The following is an 18898-nucleotide window of genomic DNA, read 5'->3' on the forward strand; positions in this document are numbered from 1 at the left end:
CTGGCCTTCCGGCTACCCATGGCCGCCACCATGCAGTAGCCTCTCAATCGGCTCGGTCCAAAATACCGGTCAGGTCACAGCGGTGCAGACTTGAGCGGGTCAGGTGCGGAATGCTGGCCTGAGGCGCGTAGAGGCAGTCATCCAGTGGCAGCAGGGTATGCCGGCGAAAGGCAACGATGACCGCTTCGTGCTCCAGGCTCAGCACCGTGGAATGAGGCTCCTTCGGTCCCATCCGCGCATCGGTGCAGGACGGACGCGACCGCCACTTCTGCACGGTGGTCGGGCTGATCCCAGAGTGCTTCGCGGCGGCTCTCACGCTCTCTTTACGAGCTTGGATTGCCCGACGGACCGTCTCTGTCGTTGTGGCGCTGCCGTGGAGAATCTGTCCCACAGCGCGTCCCTCCATGTGGCACCAGATGTATCACCACACGGCGGGACCAAACATCTAGGAAGGGCGCGAGCGAGCGCTCGTGCTGAACCTATTGAGCGAGCCGCACCACCTCGCTAGCCGGTTGGGTGCCGGATAGCGGGTTCACGCCCGATGTTGCGGCCTCTGACAGCAGGTTTCCTGCACACCTCCGGAATGAGCTTTCTGCATCTCGGCTTTGAATAATTTTAATCGGCGTTCCAGCCGAGTGCCGGATTAAGCGGCTTGAGCGGACGTCTACACCTCACTGCGCCAGGCTTCGCATCGCCATCCGTCCCGCCTGGCCGAAGAGGAAATCCATGCGTTCTTTCGTTCTCGGCGCTGTTCTCGCCGCCCTGATCCCGCTTTCGGCCCAGGCCCAGGAGGCTGGTGACGCGGCTGCCGGCGAGAAGGCGTTCGCCCCCTGCAAGGCGTGCCACAACTTCCAGAAGAACGGGGTGGGTCCGGATCTCAAGGGCGTGGTCGGGCGCAAGGCCGGCACCTACGAGGGCTACAATTACTCTGCCGCGCTGAAGAATTCCGGCCTCACCTGGGACGAGGCCAACCTTCACGAGTGGCTGAAGAACCCGAAGGCAAAGGTTCCCGGCAACAAGATGATCTTCCAGGGCTTCACCGACGACAAAAAGATCAACGACGTGATCGCCTACCTGAAGGCCCAGTCCTGAGGAGGCTCTCGAGCGAAGGATCGAGCGCCTCAGCACAGATGAGCTATTCCGAGTCATTGAGGTCCAAATAATCCCTGGTGATCACAAAAATTTGTGGCAAATATTTCGTTCTGAAAGTCATCACGATAGCTTTACTTTGGTGACTGGTATTGCTACCGTTTGATCGGTCGCCGGCGTAACGCACCGAGCGTCATTTTCCTTGAGCCCCGCCGGCTTCTGCCGCGCGGGGTTTTTCTTGCTCTCGAATCTTTGGCGCACCGCGTCGGCGACCGAGATCGCAGAAGTCCAACTTGTCGCGACAGCGGATGACCCTGGCAGTCCTGGCCGTCGCGCGTCACCTGATGCTAGCGAAGGCCCAGCGCTTGATGGACCAGAACGACTGTCCGGAAGCCTTCGAGAACCACGGCACCATCTATCTGATCTGAGGCGGCTTGGCCTTAGAGGCTCCGAGCTGTCGGACCCGCTCAGGATGCAAATTTGGGTGGAACCGCTCGACGCATGGTTGCAGGTTTACTGCGCGTTCTGCTTGTTGCGCCGGCTTTTGAACCGTTGGGCGTGTGAGTGCGTTCCCGAAGACTTCGGTCAATCAGGATAAACGATGCCCATTCGCGTTCTCACGGCTGCGGCCGTCGCCAGCCTCTTCCTTGCCGGGCAAGCGTCTGCACAGGCCCCTGCCACCGCGCCCGCGGCCCCTGGAACGCCGGGCGTCGTGGCGCCGCAGAACAGCACCACCGGCGGCAACGCCGCCGTGACGGCATCGCCGACAGGTCAGCCGGCCGATACGCGGTCCAACAGCTCCTCGTCCGCCGGAAATGCCAACCAGCCCGAGCGCGCCGTACCCCAGGGCGGCGGCGGTGGCGGAAGCAGCAAGTAACGATCGAGCCTCTTCGGACTGCGTCGTTCAGCATGTTGAATGGCGCGCCGATCAAGACGGCCTCGGATCCCGCAGTGACGCAGGGGTCCGGGGCCAGCAGTTCGCCCCAAGAAAAGGGGCCGCGTTTTATAAAGGCCGGCTTATGAGCCGCAGCGCGATTGCTGCCAATCAGCAGCTGAGACGGCGGCCTTCGGCCATTCCAATCTTCCGGTAGTGATACAGACCGGACTTCACCTGCCCGCTGATGACCGCACGGCGGACGTCCGGATTGCAGCGCAGATACTCCATCTCGTCGAACGCATAATCGCCTCGTCCGCCGCGGGGTGCACGATCATAATCCCGCCCGTAATCACGGCGGTCCCGCGAATCGTAGTCCCGTTCGCGACGGTCATAGTCGCCGCGGTCGTAGCCGTAATCTCGGCCGCCATAGGGTTGGGCCAAGGCCGGGGCCACGGCGCTGAGGAGCGCCAGACCCAAAACGGTCGCTGAAATCGCCTTCATGCGGACTTCCTTATCGGTACGAAGCAAGAACGAGTTTAGGGAAATGTGGTTCGACGCCGGAGTTGCAGTCGCTGTCTCTACGTCAGTCGCCATGTTCGTGGTCGGCCTTGCAGGACAAAGCGGCGTACCGGAATAATCTCTCATGTGCGCGGGTTCCGTCCAGGACAAAGAGCTGGAGGAGAACCACGAGACCGGTTCGTGCCGTTCACGAATGCGCGGCGTTCTGCATGGTTGGAGGCGCCTGCGGACATCGTGTCGATCATCGCGGTGTCGCGCGGTTAAGTGCGCGCCAGGTGCCGCCCGAAACCACCATCTGTGCTAATCAATCACCTCGTCGGCCGTCGCGAGGAGCGACGGCGTGATCGTCAAGTCGAGGGACGCGGCGGTTTTCAGGTTGATCAGGGTCATGAAGCGCTCGCTCGCCTGCACCGGCAGGTCGCCGACGGACGCCCCGCGCAGGATCCGGTCGATGTACCCGGCGGCCTGCTGGACGTCCCGGGCCACGCTGGTCGTGTAGGCCGCGAGCCCGCCCATGCGGACCTGGGCCGCGTAGGCGTAGACCGCAGGCATGCGATGCCGGGCGGTCAAGTCGATGATCTGCCGGCTGTAGACTCCGGTGATCGCATCCGGCAGCACGATCAGACCGCCATGAGGTTCCTCGGCGAAGGTGGTGATCGCCCGCTCGATTTCGGCCGCGTCGTGGACGCCGCTGGCCTCGGCCTGGATGTGAAGTTCCGGGCCGATCCGGGCGAGTTCGGCACTGTAGCCGGCAAACCGCGTGCGGTAATCCGGATTGATGATGGCGCGCGCCCGCGTCACGCCGGGGCTGAGTTCCTTGAGGAGCTGCAACCACTTTCCGACGAATGTGTAGTCGAAATTTGTGAACCCGGTCAGGTTGCCGCCGGGCCGCGACAGGCTGGCGACCAGGCCGCCGCCGACCGGATCCTGCGCTTGGATGAACACCACCGGTGTGGTCGTGGTCGCCTGCTGAAGGGCCGTCGTCCCGACGACACCTTGCGCGAAGACCAGATCGGGCTTGGCCGCCAGGATCTCGTCGGCCTGCCGGCGCATCTTCGCGCTGTCGCCATCGCCGTACCGCAGGTCCACGGCGAGGTTCTGGCCCCAGGTCCAGCCGAGCTTCTGCAGGCTGTCCTTGAGCGTGCCGACAATGATCGACACATCCGGATGACCCTCGTCGTAGACCAGGAGGACACCGAGACGGCGCCGAGCCGGGGTCTGGCCGCATCCGGCCGCGGGCCAGGCGATGGCGCCTCCGAGGCCCACCAGGACGTCGCGTCGCCTCATGCGCGTATTCCCGGAGAACTCCGGCTGAGGCAGTCGCGCGGTCGGCCGATCGAAGGACGCGCCATCCCGCCTGCTGCTCGATTGACAGAGAACCGTGTTTCGCGTGTCGGCCATCGCGGACTGCGGGTCGAGGGCATGATCGGGCTCAACGGACTTCGATGCGCGTTCCGGACGCGCCGTTGAGCAGGCGCTTGAGATGGAACGCCGACAGGGCATCGTCGGGCCGAAGCCCGATCAAGGCTGCGAAAGCCGGCATGGCGCCGGCCTCACCCGCCTCCAGCTTGGCGAAGGCATCGAGATAACGGTCCAGCATCGCCGCGTCGTACTCAGCCTCGGTCAACGGCTCGAACGCACGCAGCGCCCCCTGCTTGCCGCGCAGGACGAGATCGCCGACCGGGCGCCCGCGGAACTGCTCCGTCCGGATCACCACGCTCTGGCTGACGCAGATCCGCGTGCCGAAAGCCTTGTTGGCGTTCTCGAGACGTGCGGACGTGTTGATGGTGTCGCCGTAGGCCGTGTAGTCGAAATACCGGCCCCCCCCGAAATTGCCCACGATGGCCGGCCCGGCATGAACGCCGATCCGGGTCGCGCCGATCTCGATCCCCCGGTCCCGCCAGCGGGCCCGGAAAGCCTCGGAGGCGGTGTCGAGGGTGAGCGCGCAGGCGACCGCCCGCGCGGCATGGTCCGGTTGGTCGCCGGGGGCCCCGAAGAGGACGTGGATGGCATCCCCGACGATCTTGGCGACCGTGCCCTCGTGCGCGAACACGAGATCGGTCATCTCGGCGAAGTAACCGTTCAGGATTTCGGCGAGCTGGGTCGGGTCCAGGCTCTCGACCAAACTGGTGAACCCGGCGATGTCGGTGAACAGCGAGGCCACCTCGCGCCGCGCGCCGCCGAGTTCCAGGCCCGACGCGTCGCCGGCCAAGCGTTCGGCGAGATTGGGCGAAAAGTAGCGCGCCAGGGAGGCGTGCGCGCGCTCGGCCAGCATCTGTCTCCGGCGACCCTCGCGCAGTGTCCCGACGTGCCGGAGCGTCCGCGCGATGGTGGTCTCGAAATCGGTGAAATCGATCGGCTTCGTGAGGAAGTCGAACGCCCCGCGATTCATGGCGGTGCGGATGTTGGCCATGTCTCCGTAGGCCGAGACGATGATCGTCGAGGGCTTGTCGTCGGATTCCTGAAGCTTGGCGAGCAGCGTCAGCCCGTCCATCCCCGGCATGTTGATGTCGGATACGACCATGTCGACGTCGCAGTTCTCGGCCAGCAGGTTGAGCGCCTCGTTGCCGTCATGCGCGAACAGGAATCCGACCTGGCCGTCGCGGATCTGACGGCGGAACTTCTGGGTGATCAGCGCCTCGAGATCCGGCTCGTCGTCGACGACCAGGATCTTTGCCGGCGGTGCCTCGGCGATCATGCCGTCCCCGCGATGGAGGCCAGGCGACGGTCGATCTCACCCCGCAGCAGGTCGAAGTCGATCGGCTTGGTGATCAGATCCACCGCGCCGCCCGCCAGGACCTTCTCGCGCGTCTCCGCGTCGCCGTAGGCCGTGATCATGATCACCGGGACGTTGGGGCGTGCGGCCCGAACGAGCGGGAGGAGCTCCAGCCCGGTCATGCCCGGCATGTTGATGTCGGAGAACATCAGGATCAGGCTGGCTCCGTCCGCGGCTTTCACGCAGGCCAGGGCCTCGGGAGCCGAATGCGCGAATTCCATAGCGAAACGCCCGGCGCGCAACTCGCGGCGAAACTGCTGCCGGAACAGGTCGGTGACATCGGGCTCATCGTCCACGACGAGGATGATGACGTTCATGGCTCGCTCTTTTCCGCGGCGACGATCAGCTGCGCGGCCTTTGCGCCGTCGCGCGGCAGCGTGATCGTGAATTCGGTGAACTGGCCGGCCTCGGTGGCCACGTCGATGGCCCCGCCATGCTGCTTCACCAGGATGTCGTGGCTCAGGGACAGGCCGAGGCCCGTACCTTCTCCGGCCGGCTTGGTCGTGAAGAACGGATCGAACATCTTGGCCTTGACGCTGTCCGGGATGCCGGTGCCGTTGTCGCGCACACGGATTTCGACGCTCTCGCCCAGATCGCGGGTCGTCACCGACAGGGAAGGCTCGTAACCCGGCCCGGTTTCCACGGTCTTGCGCTTCTCGGTGGCGTAGAATCCGTTCGACATCAGGTTCAAGAGGACGCGGGTCAATTCCTGCGGGTAAACATCCGCGGCGCCGGCCGCCGGATCGAGATTGCGGTTCAGGGTGATGTTGAAGTCCGGCTGGGCCGCGCGGGCGCCGTGATAGGCGAGGTTCAGGCTCTCTTCGACCAGGGCGTTGATGTCGACCATGCGGTGCTCGCCGGACCCGGAACGGGAGTGCAGCAGCATGTTCTTGATGATTGAATCGGCGCGCTTGCCGTGCTGCACGACCTTTCCGAGGTTGCCCTTGAGCAGATCGGCGATCTCGTCGACCTCCTCGCGGATCTTCGGATCGAGCGCGGCGGGCTGAAGCGCCTCCTGCAGTTCCTCGACAAGTTCGGAGGACAGGGACGCGAAATTGTTCACGAAGTTCAGGGGGTTCTTGATCTCGTGGGCGATCCCCGCGGTGAGCTGCCCCAAAGAGGCGAGCTTCTCGGACTGGACCAGCCGGTCCTGCGCCTTGTGAAGATCGTCGAGGGACTTGTTGAGGTCGTGGGTCCGCTCCTCGACCTTGGCTTCCAGGGTCTCGTAGGATTCCTGGACGCGGCTCGCCATCAGGTTGAACCGGTCGGCCAGGGTCTCGATCTCGTCGCCGGTGCGGATCACGATGCGCTCCGACAGGTCACCGGATCCGAAGCGTTCCGCGCCGTCCTCGAGCTGGCGGATCGGCACGACCAGGCGGTGGGCGAGGAAGGTCCCGGCGACCGTCGCAAGCATCACGCCGAGACCCATCAGGGCTAGGGTCTGGACAACTGAGGCGTAGAGCGGCGCCATCGCCTCGCTCAGCGGCACCTGCACGAACACGATCCAGTCGACCCGCGGGATGGCGGCATGGGCCGCCAGCACCGAGCCACCGTCGAACGCGGTGGCGATCCCGTAATCCGTCGTGTCGGGATTGGCGCCGGTCCGGCGGGCCGCCAGGGCGTTCGCGACCTCCGGCAGGGTGGAGAGGTCCGTGTCCCGCAGGACGAGGCTCAGATCCGGGTGCGCGATCAGCCGCCCGCTGGCTGTCACCACGAAGGCGTAGCCGCCCGCGCCGTTGTGGATGCTGCTGACCACGTCCCAGATCAGCTTCAGGTTGACCTCGGCCACGGTGACGCCGGGGTTGCGCCCGGTATGGGCGACCGAGACGGTCATGTACGGCTCGGATCCCCGCCGGAAATAGACCGGGCCGAACCAGACCTTCTCGGCGAGCGCTTGGATGAAGCGCGGCGCCGTCGAGAAATCCTTGCCGCTGCCGACGACGTCAGGTTCCAAGCGCGAGATCCGCAGCTGCTCCCTGCCGCTCGGATCGAGATAGGCGACCTCCGTGATCGCGGGCGCCTGCCGCAGCAGTCGGATGAAGTCGTAGCGCTGCTGTTCCGGAGTGATGCGGCGCCATTCGGCCCGGGTGGTCCAGCCGATTTGGCTCTCGATCTCGGAGATGAAGGATTCGACCCGCTCGGCAGCCGCGTGCGCCTTCTCGCGCTGAACCTCGATCGCGGTTCGTTTGGCGTCGCCGTAATTCAGCAGCAGGTCGACCACGCCGTTGATGAGCAGCACCAGGGTAACGAGGCCCACAAAGGCGACCGCGAACTTCGCCGCCAGCGGCAGGCGGAAGCGTCGGGCCCGGATCTCCAGGCCCGCAGGCGCAGGGACAGGGTTCACGCGCATCATTCGACGATCTCGTCCGCTTGGGCGAGCAGCGCCGACGAGATCTCCAGTCCCAGGGTCCGTGCCGTCTTCAGGTTCACGATGAAGTCGAACTTCGTCGGCGCCTGCACCGGCAGGGTCGCGGGCTTCTCGCCGTGGAGGATGCGATCCACGTAAGCCGCCGCACGGCGCACGGCATCCGCCGGGTCGGGACCGTACGACATCAGGCCGCCGCGATGCGCGAAGCGCCGGATCGCGAATACCGCCGGGACGCGATGCTGAGCCGTCAGAGCGACGATGCGGTCACCGTTGGCCTCGCTGAACGTCCCCGGGGCCACGATCAGCCCGGCCTCGCCCCGGCGCCCCAGATCCGCGACGAGCGGCTCGATCGCGTCGGCATGGCTGACCATGACGACATCCGTCTCGATGCCGAGGGAGGCCGCCGCCGTCCAGAGCGCCTCGGAATAGAAGTTGCCGCGCCGGATTTCCGTGTTGGCATTGGACAAGAGCACGACGTGTCTGATCGTCGGCAGCGCTTCCTTGAGGGCCGCCAGCCATTTCCCGGCCAGGGACGCCTCGTACAGGGTGAAGCCGGTGACGTTGCCGCCCGGTCTCTGAAGGCTGGCGACGTATCCGGACCCGACCGGGTCGGAGGCACCGACGAAGATGATCGGAATCGTTCGGGTCAGGGACGACACGGCGGAGAGCTGCGCGTTCAGGAACGCGAAGATCACGCGCGGCTCCGACCGCACGATCTCGGCCGCCAACGCGCGGGTATGCTCCACATCCGCCCCACCCCAGCGGTCCTCGACGCGCAAGTCCGCGCGGCCGTGATCGCGCAGGGCCGCCCGGAACAGGGCCGAGAGGGTGCGGCCCTCGGTGCCGCCGTCCGCGAACGGCCAGAGCGCCGTCACCCGGGCTTGCTCCTCGGCCGGTGCAGCCAGCGGCCATCCCGCAGCGGCCCACGACAACCCGGCAAGGACGCTGCGCCGCCTCATCCGATCACCGCGCCGGTGCTTCCGCCATCGCGACCCAATCCCTGATTCCCCCGACGCCCGATCGAGAACTTATGGCACGCATGGCCGCGCTACCAAGGCCGAGCGGTGGACGCAGTTATCAGAATGCCAGCCGCATCCCCCCGACGATGTTGCGTGGCGCACCTGCGAACACGGACCCCGTGGTGGTCGCCAGCACGGCGGCGCCGTTCTGGAGGCCGGTCGTGCCGCTAAGTGAATTGGCGATCGTCTGGGCCGATGCGGCGTAGGTCGTGTCGAACAGGTTGCGCACCTCCAGGTAGAGGTTCAGCCGCTTCGCGTAGCCGCCGGTCAGCTCCGTCGCATAGTGCACGTTGGCGTTGACGATCGCGAAGCCGGGTGCCTTCAGCCGGTTGGCGTTGTCGATGTAGAAATCGCCCTGCACCACCGTCTCGACGAACGCCCCGAGCCCGGCCAGCGGCCCCGCCGGCACGTCGTAGCCGACCCGGGCCAGGAGCTGGTGGGCCGGCACGCCGGGGATCTGGTTGCCCGCCCGGTCGAACCGGCGCGTGAAGCTGCCGGCACTTAGCTGCTCGGTGTAGCGCGTGTAGATCTGGTCATCGAACGTGTAGGCCAGGACCCCACGCCAGCCCGGCGCGAAGGCCCAGTCGGCCCCGACCTCGAGGCCCCGATGCTCTGAGGCCGGCGCGTTGAACGTGTAGGACAACAGGCCAGCGCCCGGCGATTGCGAGACCAGCTCGTTGCGGAAGAACTCGTAGAAGCCGGTCACGCTGAAACGCAACGTCTCGGTCGGGCTCCAATCCGCCCCAAGGTCGAAGCCGAGATTCTCCTGGGTCTGAAGCTGGGTGTTGTTGCCCGGCAGGCCGGCCGATGTGACGAACAGGTTGCTGGCGGCCGGCGTGGTGTACCCGGTGGCGACCCGGCCCCGGAGCGCCCAGGTCTCGTCCGGCCGGTAGACCAGCGCGATCTCGGGGGCGACGTTCAGGAAATTGCGGTCGGCATCCGCCACCGTCCGGGTCGCTCCCCCGGCCGTGTAGCTGTAGGCGAGGTTGCGGCCGGTGATGGCTGTGCCCTCGGCGCTGATCCCGAGCACGCCGGTCCACCGGTCAGACAGGGCGAGCTCCAGCCGCGCCCGCCCGCCGAGATTCGACTGCACCGCGTCCTGGACGCCGATCAGCGCCCCGAGCCTCGGGCCGCCATAGGGCGCCCGGTTGTAGGTCGTGCTGTGGTTGTCGATCGTGTTGTAGGCGAGCGCGACGTAGCCCACCGCCGGCAGGCCGAACAGGTCGCCGCGCCGCGTCAGGTCGGTCAGGAAGTTCCAGGCCGGGAACGAGCCGCGGCCCGAGGTCGTGTAGAACGGCTGGTTGAAGTTGCGTTCGTCGAAGCCGAGCTGCGTGCGCCAGGTGGTGAACGCGTCGATGTCGTGCTCCCAGCGTGCCGCCACGACCGTGCGCCGGTCCTTGCGGCCGAACGCGCCCTCGTCGGCGGTGACCGGCACGGTCGCACCGAATGCTCCGTTGCGGAACAGGCTGAAGGTCGTGCAGCCCGGGGCAGCGGTCGCGGCCGCCGCGCAGCCGCGTTGGTACGGATTGATCCGGTACTGCGCCAGGGAGGAGCGGGCCGCGAGATTCGTGTCGAGGTTGTTGTTGATGACCTTCAGGGTGAAGCGGTTGTCCGGCGTCGGCGTGTAGCTGGCGAGCAGGTTGATGGTCTGCGTGTTGAAGCTCGAATGATCCTGATACCCGTTGGCGCGGACGTCGCTGGCGAACAGACTGATCTCGAACGGCCCGCTGGCCTTGCCGACGGTGAAGTAGGTGTTCAGGTAGCCGAAGCTGCCCGCGTCGGTGCCGATCTCGTAGCCGTCGATCTCGCGGCCGGTGCGGGTGCGGAACGCGATGGCGCCGCCCGTGGCATAGTTGCCGAACAGGGGCGATTGCGGTCCGCGGAAGACGTCGATGCGGCTGTAGGCCCGCGGGTCGGTCAAGTCGAAGCGGGACGCGCCATCGGGCTGAGTGAGGATGAAGCCGTCCTCCAGCACCACCGTATTCTTGATCACCCCGGTGGACCGGGCATTGTTTCCCCGGATCGAGATGATCACGTCGCGCCCGCCATTGCCCTGGCGGACGGTGACGCCGGGGCTGTTGGCGAGCACCGAACCGATGCTGGTCGCGGGGCGATCGGCGATAGTGTTTTCGCGGCCGATACCGGTGACCACTTGGCCGACCGGGTGCTCAATGACCGACGGGGCCGAGCCGGGAGGGGCGGCGATGCCGAAGGGTGACGCGATGGCGGTCCGCCCGGAGCCGGGATTGGCCGCGCCCTCCACGGAGAGTTCATCGAGCATGACGGATTGCTGCGCCGAGGCGGGGAGGGCGCCGCCGCCGAACAGCAGGGCCAACGCGCCGAACCGCGCGGCATTCTGGTGGATCAACATCCTGAATTCTCGTCTGATCGATCTGGGGACCGGACGGCACAGTCGCCACACGGGAGCGCACGTGATCAGGCGATGAGGGGCGGCGCCCGGGGTTGGCCGGTGATGCGCTGTGGCGCGTCCGGCCGCGATGGGGGCGGGATCGGCCACGCCACCGCGATCCAGCGCAGCGGCCGGGCGACGGTGGGGCTGCCCGTAAGGGGCGGGGGGACGATCCCGGCGCGACACAGCCGACAGACCTCACAGGCCGGGGGCGCGACCGGTTGCTCCACGGTGGCGCCGATCGCGTCGTCTCCCGCCGGGTGACCGCACAGGATCGCCCCGGGCAGCATCCCGGGTGCGGTCAACGCCATCCGCAGAGCGGCCATCGGGGCGAGCGCCTGCACCCAGAGGGCGAGCAGGATCAGCCCGGCTCCGAGGAATCGGGTACGCGTCCCAGGATGCGCGAAATCGGTCGTCACGGGCGTCGAGCCCGTCAGTCTGGAGTCAGGCGGTCCTACGCCGGTGGGCGACCTGAACGGCGCAGTCGATCGTGAGCATGCCCAGGATCGCGAGTCCGGTCAGGGGAAACAGCACGCCGAGCCCGGCGATCACCAGGGCGACGGTCGCCACCACCCGCCGGTCCCGCGGCCAGGGCGGCACACCGAGTCCGCCGGCTGGGCGCCGCTTCCACCACATCGTGGCGGCGGTGACGGCGAGCAGGATCGTGGCAAGGCAGAACGCCAGCATGGCGAACTGGTTGATCCGGCCCCAATGCTCTCCCTTGTGGATGCCGATCCCATACTGGATCGCGCGCGCGACCGAGCCGAGGTCGGCAAAGTGGACGTCGACCAAAGGTGCGCCGGTGTACTGATCGAGGGAGATCATCCGTTGCTGCGCGACGTCGTGCGGGTAGACGGCGGCCGCGTAGACCCCGTCGACTCCGACCGGGAGCGCGAGTTCGTAGCCCCGCTCCATCCCGAGCCGCGTGAGAATGTCCGCCGCCTGATCGATCCCGATCGGTTCAGCCGTCCGCCCAGCCGGCAGCGAGCGCGGCACCGGCGCATCCTGCAAGGTCCAGCCCGCATCCGGCAGCCGCGCGCGCAGCGGCACTCTCGAGACCGGTTTGCCGGCCCACAGGATCGCCGGCTGGCCAAGGCCTGCGGCGTTCGACCAGGTCCGGAGCTGCTGCCCCCACCAGATCGACCAGGGTAATCCGGTGATCGCCAAGAACAGCAGGCCGCTGCCAGCCACGAGCCCGGTCACCGCGTGCAAGTCGCGCCACCAGACCCGGCGGCGCGGCGTACCCCGCAGGCTGACGATGCCGCCGCCCTGGCCGCGCGGCCACCACAGGTACAGGCCGGTGACGACCAGGATGATGGCGAAGCCCGCCACCACCTCGACCACCGCGTTGGCCAAGGCGCCGAAATAGCTGAGGCTGTGCAGCTGCCGCACCACCATCATGAACTCGCCGTCGCGATCCACACGGTCGAGCACCGAGCCGGTATAGGGATCGAGGTAGACGAGGCGCTTGCGTCCCCCCTCGGACAGCGTGACCACCGCCGATGCGTCGGGCGCGGCCGGGTCCGCATAGGAGACCGGCACCCCGCCCGGTTCGGCCTGCAGGGCGTTGAAGATCAGGCGGTCCGGCCCGAGCGGTGCCGTCGCCTGGACGGCCACGCGGGTCCGGTAGGCGAACAGGCTGCCGTTGATCTCGTCCTTGAACAGGTAGAGCGCCCCGGTGGCCGACAGGGTGATCAGGAACGGCAGGCACAGCAGGCCGGCGTAGAAGTGCCAGCGCCACACGGCACGATAGACGGCCTCGCGGGATGCGCGCAGAGCGGCGACGGCCCCGAACGCTGGGGCATCGCCGTGCAGAAGAATCGACATGGGAACGGTCCGGGCCTGAACGATCGGGAAGCGGGATCGTCAGGCGGCGGGCGGACCTCGGGCGGAGGTGGCGGTGCGCGGCGGGCCCGTCTTCGGGAGCTCGGCTTCCGGCCGCCAGGCGAGGCGCGAAGCCGGCGCGAACGGCCACGCGACCACCGCCGGCTCGGACACGGGCAGCGCGACGCTTCCGGCCTGCACGAGCGTGCAACACGGATGGGCGTGGTGCGCGACAGTTTCGTTGTCCGGCGCCCCCGAGCCGTGCTCGGCGCACAGGACCGCACCGGGCAGCCCGACCGCGCGGGCCGGCGTCGCAAAGCCGAGGAAAGCCTGAAGCAACAGCGCGTAGAGCGCGACCATCCCGATGATCGCGCGGCCTTGAACCGTCTGGGGCAGGCACCGGCGCATGGCGTCGTTGTTAGGCGTCTCCGCCACCTGCCGTCAACGGGATGCCGGAAGCGCGGAAGCGGCTTCCCACGCGACGTTCGTTCAGCCGGCTGCGCGCAACTCCGGCAGCGCCTCGGCGCTCCAGACCCGGACATGGGCGTCGATAGCCAGCGCCTCGTCCACGTCGGCGGGTGCCGTGCGGTACGGGCCGGCGAAGTGTTCGCAGGCCCGCTCGACGATGTCGCTGATGCCGTAGAATCCGATCCGGCCGGCGATGAAGGCTGCCACCGCCACCTCGTTGGCCGCGTTCATCACGGTGGGCGCCGCACCGCCAGCGGCCAGCGCCGCCCGGGCGATGCGCAGGCACGGAAAGCGCTCCTCGTCGGCCGCCTCGAAGGTCAGCGCGCCGAGCTTCACGAGATCCAGGGGCCGGCCCCGGGCGATGGTCAGGCGGTCGCCGAGCCCGAGGCAATGCGAGATCGGCACGCGCATGTCGGGCAGGGCCAGCTCCGCGGTCACGGCGCCGTCGAGCCAGTAGACGAGGCCGTGGATCACCGATTGCGGGTGCACGACCACGTCCAGGCGCTCGGGCTCGATGCCGAATAGGTGGTGGGCCTCGATCAGCTCCAGACCCTTGTTCATCAGGCTGGCCGAATCGATATTGATCTTCATGCCCATCGACCAGGTCGGATGGGCCGCGGCCTCGGTGGCGGAGGCGGCGGCGATCCGCTCGCGGGTCCAGGTCCGGAACGGGCCGCCGGACGCCGTGATCATCATGGTGCGGACATCCGCCAGCGGCCGGCCGGCGAGCGCCTGGCTCAGGGCGTCGTGCTCGGAATCCATCGGCAGGATCGTGGCGCCGTAGCGCGTGGCGTCGCGCATGAAGGCGTCGCCGGCACAGACCAGGCTCTCCTTGTTGGCGAGCGCGACCTTGCGGCCTAGCCGGAGCGCGGCGTGGGTCGATTTCAGACCGGCGGCGCCGCTCACCGCGGCGACCACGATGTCGGCGTCCCGGGCGGCGGCCTCCATCACAGCGCTCTCGCCGGCTCCGTTGGCGATGCCGCTGCCCGAGAGCGCCTCGGCCAGCGCCGGGCCGGCGGTCTCGTCGGCCAGCGCCGCGAAGGATGCGCCGAGCTCGCGCGCGACTTTGGCCAACGCGATGGCGTCGCGACCGCCGACGACGGCGCCGGTGCGGAACCGGTCCGGATGCTGGGCGAGCAGGTCGGCGGTGGAGCGGCCGATCGAGCCGGTGGCGCCGAACACGGTGACGATCTGGGTCACGGGTGAAACTCCCTCATCGTCATGGAATAGCGTCATGGGATCAGGCCGCTCCCGCGCAGGGCGAGATAGAGCCCGGCCAGCACGGCGACTGCGAAAAACCCGTCGAGCCGGTCCATAACGCCGCCATGGCCCGGGATGATCTTGCTCGAATCCTTGACCCCGTAGCGGCGCTTCAGACCGGACTCCGCAAGGTCGCCGGCCTGGCTCAGCACGGAGGCCAGGGCGCTCACCCCGGCGACCACCGGCAAGGAAGCGGCGCTCGGCAGTTCCAGACCGGCGAGGTCGGCGGCCATGGCCGCAAGCGACCCGGCCACGACGGCGCCGATCAGGCCGCCGATGGCGCCCGACCAGGTCTTGTTGGGCGAAACCCGGGGCATCAGCTTCGGCCCGCCGATCTTGCGGCCGGCGAAGTAGGCGGCGATGTCGGTGGACCAGACCACCGCGAACATCCAGGCCGGGCCAATGAGGCCGATCCCGGGATCGTCGCGCAGGGCCACGGGCACCGAGGCGATCGCGGCCGCCCCGAGTACGCCGGCGAGCGCACGCAGGCGGCCGGAGGCGGTGCGGGCCACCGTGGCGCAGGCCGCGGCCCCGAGGAGCAGGACGGCGATGCAGGCGAGGGCGGGTGCGCCGCCACGCTGGCACAGCAGGAGGGCGGCGAGCGTCGCCGCGCCGAGCGCGATCAGCACCTCGCGCGGCTCGGTGCGGCTCATCACCATCCACTCGGCGAAGCCGATGATGCCGGCAGCGAGCCAGATCCCGGCGAACGGCCAGCCGCCATAGACGAGGGCCGCCAGGATCGCGGGGGCGAGCACCACGCCCGAGGCGACGCGCAGCCAGAGTTCGCGCCGCCCGGAGGGGCGTGCGGCCGGTGGGGCGGTGGGGGGCACGCGCGTCTCGGCCTTCGCCTCAGACGTGCATGATCTCCTTCTCCTTCGAGGCGAGCACGCCGTCGATCTCGGCGATGTACTGGTCGGTCGCCTTCTGGACGTCGGCGGCCTGGCGCTTCTCGTCGTCCTCCGAGATGGCGCTGTCCTTCAGGAGCTTCTTGAGGTGGTCGAGCCCATCCCGGCGGACGTGGCGCACGGCGACGCGCGCCTCCTCGGTGTACTTGTGGGCGACCTTGACCATCTCCTTGCGGCGCTGCTCGTTCATCTCGGGGATGCGCAGCCGGATGGTCTGGCCCTCAGTTTGCGGGTTGAGGCCGAGATCGGATTCGCGGATCGCCTTCTCGACGGCGGTGACCATGCTGCGGTCCCAGACCGAGATCGAGAGGAGCCGCGGCTCCGGCACGCTCACGGTTGCGACCTGTGCCATCGGCATCGAAGAGCCGTAGGCATCGACCTGGATCGGATCGAGCAGCGAGGGCGTGGCGCGTCCGGTCCGCAGGGATCCGAGATCCTTGGAGAGCGACGCGACCGCGCCCTGCATGCGGCGCTTGATGTCGTTGAGGTCGAATTCCGGTGTGGCCATGGTGGTGGTCCCGACAGATCTGACGTCGTCTTCTCGCCCGGTACGGGCAGTCGCGGCCTCAATGGCGGAATTTTCCCGGTGCCGCAAACCTCTGGAGCATCGTCCCGAAAGGTGACGACCTGTTTTTGGACACCAACGATGCGCGTCGAGGAGCGCGCGTCCCGGGCCGGATCAGGGCGCCACGAGGGTCGAGGGTGCCTCGCCGGACAGGATCCCGGCGATCGAGCTCGGCGGATGCAGCGAGCCGACCACGATCGACAGCCGGCTCTCGCGGGCGAGCGCGAAGGCTGCGGTGTCCATCACCTTGAGGTCGCGGGCGATCGCCTCGTCGTGGGTCAGGCGGTCGTAGCGCGTGGCGTGCGGGTCTTTCTTGGGGTCGGCCGAGTAGACGCCATCGACCTGCGTGGCCTTGAGCACGGCGTCGCAGCGCAACTCGGCGGCGCGCAGCACCGCGGCCGTGTCGGTGGTGAAGAACGGGTTGCCGGTTCCGCCGGCCAGGACCACCACCTGACCCTTGTCGAGGTGGTGCAGGGCCGGTTGGCGGGCATAGGTCTCGCAGATCGTCGGCATCGATACCGCCGACATGGTCCGGGCCGGCACGCCCGCAGCGTTGAGCGCGGTCTCGATCGCCAGTGAGTTCATCACGGTGGCCATCATGCCTAGGGAATCACCCGTGGCCCGGTCGATCCAGCCGGCCGCTGAGATGCGGGCCCCACGGATCATGTTGCCGCCGCCGACCACGATGGCGATCTCGGCCCCGGACTCGATCGTGCGGGCGATGTCCTCGGCGAGCGCCGCCAGCGTCGGCGGATGGAGCCAGTAGCCGTCCGGGGCGGCCAGGGCCTCGCCCGACAGCTTGAGGAGGATACGGCGAAACGGCGTCGCTTCCGGCATCTCGATCTCCGGTTCCATACCGCATCACCCGAACCCGCGAGGCTTCTACGTCAGCCGCGGGATCGGCGTCGAGGGGCGGACGCCGATCCCGGCGGGGATCACGGGGACGAAGTCCCACCGACACGCGATCGACGTGCAGCTTTGGCAGAGGAGCGGGGCACGCCATCGGGATGAACACCCGGGATTTCATGCGCATCGCACTCGTCATTAATGCCGCGTCCGGGGCCGTGGCGTCCGGCAACGCCGCGTCCGGGGCCGTGGCGTCCGGCACGACGCCGGAGGCGATCCGGGAGAAGCTCGTGGCGGCCGGGATCGAGCCCCTGGGGGAGGCCGACCGCGGGGCGGCTCTGCCGGTACGGATCGCCGCCGCCGCGTCGGAGCCGGGCATCGACGCCCTGGTGGTCGCTGGTGGCGACGGCACCATCGCGTGCGCGGCCGCCGCCCTCGTCGGGAAAGCGACGCCACTCGGCATCCTGCCGCTCGGCACCCTGAATCTCCTGGCCCGTGACCTCGGCGTGCCGCTCGATATCGATGCCGCGGTGGCGGCCCTCGTCTCGGGCACCCGGCGGCGGATCGACGTCGGTGAGGTCAATGGCCGCACGTTCCTGATCAACTCTGTGCTCGGCCTGCCGGCGCGGGTGACGCGGCACCGGGAAGTCCATCGCCGGCAACTCGGCTCGCGCAGCCTGCTGCGCTGGATCCACGGGGTTTTGCGCCATCTCGTACGCTATCCGCGGCTGACCGTGACCGGCACGATCGACGGCGTAGCGCGGACCTGGCGGTTCCGGCTGCTGGCGGTGGTGATCGGCGACTATGCCGAGCGGCCCGGCCACGTTCTGGTGCGGTCACCGAACGATGCCGGGCAGCTCACCCTCTACGTCCTGTCGCAGCTCTCGCTGGTGCGAACCCTCCGCCTCGCCCTCGGCTTCGCGTTGGGCGACTGGCGGCGGCTGCCGGACGTGGAACGGCTGCCGGCCGCCAACCTGACCATCGCATCGGAGACGCGGGCGCTGCGGGTCATGAACGACGGCGAGGTGATGCTGCTCCCGACTCCGCTGCGCTACCGGATTCACCGGCGGGCGCTGACCGTAATCGTCCCCGGGATGGGCGAACGCCGGTGAGACGGATCAGTCACATCTCCGACCTGCATTTCGGCTGTACCGACCCGGCCGTGGCGGAGGCCCTGATCAACGAGCTGAACGCCGATGCGCCGGATATGATCGTAGCGTCTGGCGACTTCACCATGGCTGCACGCCCGTCGGAATTCGCGCAGGCCCGCGCCTTCCTCCGTCGCCTGAAGACGCCTTGGATCGGGGTGCCGGGCAACCACGACATCTCGCCGTTCCGGCTGGTCCAGCGCTTCGTGTCCCCGTTCACGCGCTATCGGCGCGCCATCGCGGCCGAGACCGAGCCGTGCTTTGAGGACGCCGAGATCGGGGTCGTCTGCCTCAACACCGCACGGCGCTGGGCGCCGGAGCCGAATTGGTCGCACGGCGTGATCCGCCGCAGCCAGCTCGCCCGAGCGGAGGCCCGTCTCTGTGCGATGCCCGACCAGCTGTTCAAGATCGTGGTCGGCCACCACCCGTTCCTGCCGCCGCCCTGGGACCCGGGAACGCGCACGGTCGGGCACGCCGACCGGGCCTTGGCCTTGTTCCGCCGGTGCGGCGTGGGGCTGACGCTCGCCGGCCACCTGCATCGGCACTATGCGCGCTACGCGGAAGGAGGGGGATCAGTCCCCGATACGCTCGACCGGACTCTGGTCCCAGCACGCCCGGGGCGGCTGCTGACCATTCAGGCCGGCTCGGCGACCTCGACGCGCCTGCGGGGCAACGAGCCCAATTCCTATAATCGCATCATTGTCGCGGAGGGCTGCGCCACCGTCCGGGTCCGGGTCTGGGACGGGGGCGCCTGGATCGATCTAGCGCCGGCATGACTGAAGCGTTCACGCCGGCGCCGTGTTTCAGCTCCCGGCGAACAATCC

The 18898-nt window shown here is 68.2% G+C and carries 17 protein-coding genes and 1 pseudogene; 3 read left to right on the forward strand and 15 right to left on the reverse strand.

The window, feature by feature from the left end; genetic code table 11:
* Positions 1-76: 76 nt before the first annotated feature.
* Positions 77-391 (reverse strand): annotated as a pseudogene (locus AC0IY0_RS12150) (helix-turn-helix domain-containing protein); the annotation flags it as partial.
* 335 nt (positions 392-726) lie between these two features.
* Between AC0IY0_RS12150 and AC0IY0_RS12155 the strand changes: the two are divergent.
* A complete protein-coding gene (locus AC0IY0_RS12155) occupies positions 727-1092 on the forward strand; it encodes a c-type cytochrome (protein ID WP_419830702.1) in 366 nt (121 codons plus the stop codon).
* 1042 nt (positions 1093-2134) lie between these two features.
* Here the strand turns inward: AC0IY0_RS12155 and AC0IY0_RS12160 are convergent.
* The 14 genes from AC0IY0_RS12160 to pyrH all read right to left on the reverse strand — a co-directional run bounded on the left by AC0IY0_RS12160 (position 2135) and on the right by pyrH (position 16917).
* A complete protein-coding gene (locus AC0IY0_RS12160) occupies positions 2135-2467 on the reverse strand; it encodes a hypothetical protein (RefSeq protein WP_147908141.1) in 333 nt (110 codons plus the stop codon).
* A 318-nt stretch (positions 2468-2785) separates the two neighbouring features.
* Complete coding sequence (locus tag AC0IY0_RS12165) at positions 2786-3772, reverse strand: ABC transporter substrate-binding protein (protein WP_471763899.1); 987 nt, start codon at positions 3770-3772, stop codon at positions 2786-2788.
* Positions 3773-3917: 145 nt separating this feature from the next.
* A complete protein-coding gene (locus AC0IY0_RS12170; RefSeq protein ID WP_147908139.1) occupies positions 3918-5183 on the reverse strand; it encodes an adenylate/guanylate cyclase domain-containing protein in 1266 nt (421 codons plus the stop codon).
* A complete protein-coding gene (locus AC0IY0_RS12175) occupies positions 5180-5578 on the reverse strand; it encodes a response regulator (RefSeq protein WP_147908138.1) in 399 nt (132 codons plus the stop codon). The genes AC0IY0_RS12170 and AC0IY0_RS12175 overlap by 4 nt, the downstream gene beginning before the upstream one ends.
* Positions 5575-7614 (reverse strand): sensor histidine kinase, encoded by a 2040-nt coding sequence (locus AC0IY0_RS12180; protein ID WP_471763901.1) that lies wholly within the window; start codon positions 7612-7614, stop codon positions 5575-5577. The genes AC0IY0_RS12175 and AC0IY0_RS12180 overlap by 4 nt, the downstream gene beginning before the upstream one ends.
* The gene (locus AC0IY0_RS12185) at positions 7611-8504 is read right to left on the reverse strand and encodes an ABC transporter substrate-binding protein (protein WP_471763902.1); all 894 of its coding nucleotides are present in this window, start codon (positions 8502-8504) and stop codon (positions 7611-7613) included. The genes AC0IY0_RS12180 and AC0IY0_RS12185 overlap by 4 nt, the downstream gene beginning before the upstream one ends.
* 202 nt (positions 8505-8706) lie before the next feature.
* Positions 8707-11019 carry a TonB-dependent receptor family protein gene (locus tag AC0IY0_RS12190; protein WP_471763903.1) on the reverse strand — a complete coding sequence of 771 codons (2313 nt, stop codon included), beginning with the start codon at positions 11017-11019 and terminating at the stop codon, positions 8707-8709.
* A 65-nt stretch (positions 11020-11084) separates the two neighbouring features.
* Positions 11085-11477, reverse strand: a complete 393-nt coding sequence (locus tag AC0IY0_RS12195; RefSeq protein WP_471763904.1) for a DUF2946 family protein — start codon at positions 11475-11477, stop codon at positions 11085-11087.
* 25 nt (positions 11478-11502) lie between these two features.
* Positions 11503-12885 (reverse strand): PepSY-associated TM helix domain-containing protein, encoded by a 1383-nt coding sequence (locus AC0IY0_RS12200; RefSeq protein ID WP_471763906.1) that lies wholly within the window; start codon positions 12883-12885, stop codon positions 11503-11505.
* Between the two features lie 39 nt (positions 12886-12924).
* On the reverse strand, positions 12925-13317 hold the full coding sequence (locus AC0IY0_RS12205) for a hypothetical protein (RefSeq protein WP_471763907.1): 393 nt from the start codon (positions 13315-13317) through the stop codon (positions 12925-12927).
* A 54-nt stretch (positions 13318-13371) separates the two neighbouring features.
* Complete coding sequence (gene dxr / locus AC0IY0_RS12210; RefSeq protein WP_419830695.1) at positions 13372-14550, reverse strand: 1-deoxy-D-xylulose-5-phosphate reductoisomerase; 1179 nt, start codon at positions 14548-14550, stop codon at positions 13372-13374.
* A 32-nt stretch (positions 14551-14582) separates the two neighbouring features.
* Positions 14583-15440 carry a phosphatidate cytidylyltransferase gene (locus AC0IY0_RS12215; RefSeq protein WP_471763909.1) on the reverse strand — a complete coding sequence of 286 codons (858 nt, stop codon included), beginning with the start codon at positions 15438-15440 and terminating at the stop codon, positions 14583-14585.
* Positions 15441-15459: 19 nt separating this feature from the next.
* Positions 15460-16023: a ribosome recycling factor gene (gene frr, locus AC0IY0_RS12220; protein WP_147855135.1), complete on the reverse strand. Its 564-nt coding sequence runs from the start codon at positions 16021-16023 to the stop codon at positions 15460-15462.
* A 171-nt stretch (positions 16024-16194) separates the two neighbouring features.
* Positions 16195-16917, reverse strand: a complete 723-nt coding sequence (pyrH, locus tag AC0IY0_RS12225) for a UMP kinase (RefSeq protein WP_147908130.1) — start codon at positions 16915-16917, stop codon at positions 16195-16197.
* Between the two features lie 188 nt (positions 16918-17105).
* Here pyrH and AC0IY0_RS12230 point away from each other — a divergent pair, with 188 nt between their 5' ends.
* Both AC0IY0_RS12230 and AC0IY0_RS12235 read left to right on the forward strand, forming a co-directional pair.
* On the forward strand, positions 17106-18038 hold the full coding sequence (locus AC0IY0_RS12230) for a diacylglycerol/lipid kinase family protein (RefSeq protein ID WP_471763910.1): 933 nt from the start codon (positions 17106-17108) through the stop codon (positions 18036-18038).
* Positions 18035-18850, forward strand: coding sequence for a metallophosphoesterase family protein (locus tag AC0IY0_RS12235; protein WP_471763911.1), 816 nt, complete (start codon positions 18035-18037; stop codon positions 18848-18850). Before AC0IY0_RS12230 ends, AC0IY0_RS12235 begins: the two co-directional genes overlap by 4 nt.
* The last annotated feature ends 48 nt before the right edge of the window (positions 18851-18898 follow it).

Source organism: Methylobacterium sp. AC315 (genome assembly GCF_979253755.1).

What these genes read in the sequence shown, in the direction of transcription:
- AC0IY0_RS12160 (WP_147908141.1), bottom strand. Translation starts at nt 2,467, where the DNA reads ATGAAGGCGATTTCAGCGACCGTTTTGGGTCTGGCGCTCCTCAGCGCC.
- AC0IY0_RS12180 (WP_471763901.1), bottom strand. Translation starts at nt 7,614, where the DNA reads ATGATGCGCGTGAACCCTGTCCCTGCGCCTGCGGGCCTGGAGATCCGG.
- pyrH (WP_147908130.1), bottom strand. Translation starts at nt 16,917, where the DNA reads ATGCCGGAAGCGACGCCGTTTCGCCGTATCCTCCTCAAGCTGTCGGGC.
- frr (WP_147855135.1), bottom strand. Translation starts at nt 16,023, where the DNA reads ATGGCCACACCGGAATTCGACCTCAACGACATCAAGCGCCGCATGCAG.
- AC0IY0_RS12200 (WP_471763906.1), bottom strand. Translation starts at nt 12,885, where the DNA reads ATGTCGATTCTTCTGCACGGCGATGCCCCAGCGTTCGGGGCCGTCGCC.
- AC0IY0_RS12175 (WP_147908138.1), bottom strand. Translation starts at nt 5,578, where the DNA reads ATGAACGTCATCATCCTCGTCGTGGACGATGAGCCCGATGTCACCGAC.
- AC0IY0_RS12155 (WP_419830702.1), top strand. Translation starts at nt 727, where the DNA reads ATGCGTTCTTTCGTTCTCGGCGCTGTTCTCGCCGCCCTGATCCCGCTT.
- AC0IY0_RS12190 (WP_471763903.1), bottom strand. Translation starts at nt 11,019, where the DNA reads ATGTTGATCCACCAGAATGCCGCGCGGTTCGGCGCGTTGGCCCTGCTG.
- AC0IY0_RS12165 (WP_471763899.1), bottom strand. Translation starts at nt 3,772, where the DNA reads ATGAGGCGACGCGACGTCCTGGTGGGCCTCGGAGGCGCCATCGCCTGG.
- AC0IY0_RS12170 (WP_147908139.1), bottom strand. Translation starts at nt 5,183, where the DNA reads ATGATCGCCGAGGCACCGCCGGCAAAGATCCTGGTCGTCGACGACGAG.
- AC0IY0_RS12230 (WP_471763910.1), top strand. Translation starts at nt 17,106, where the DNA reads ATGCGCATCGCACTCGTCATTAATGCCGCGTCCGGGGCCGTGGCGTCC.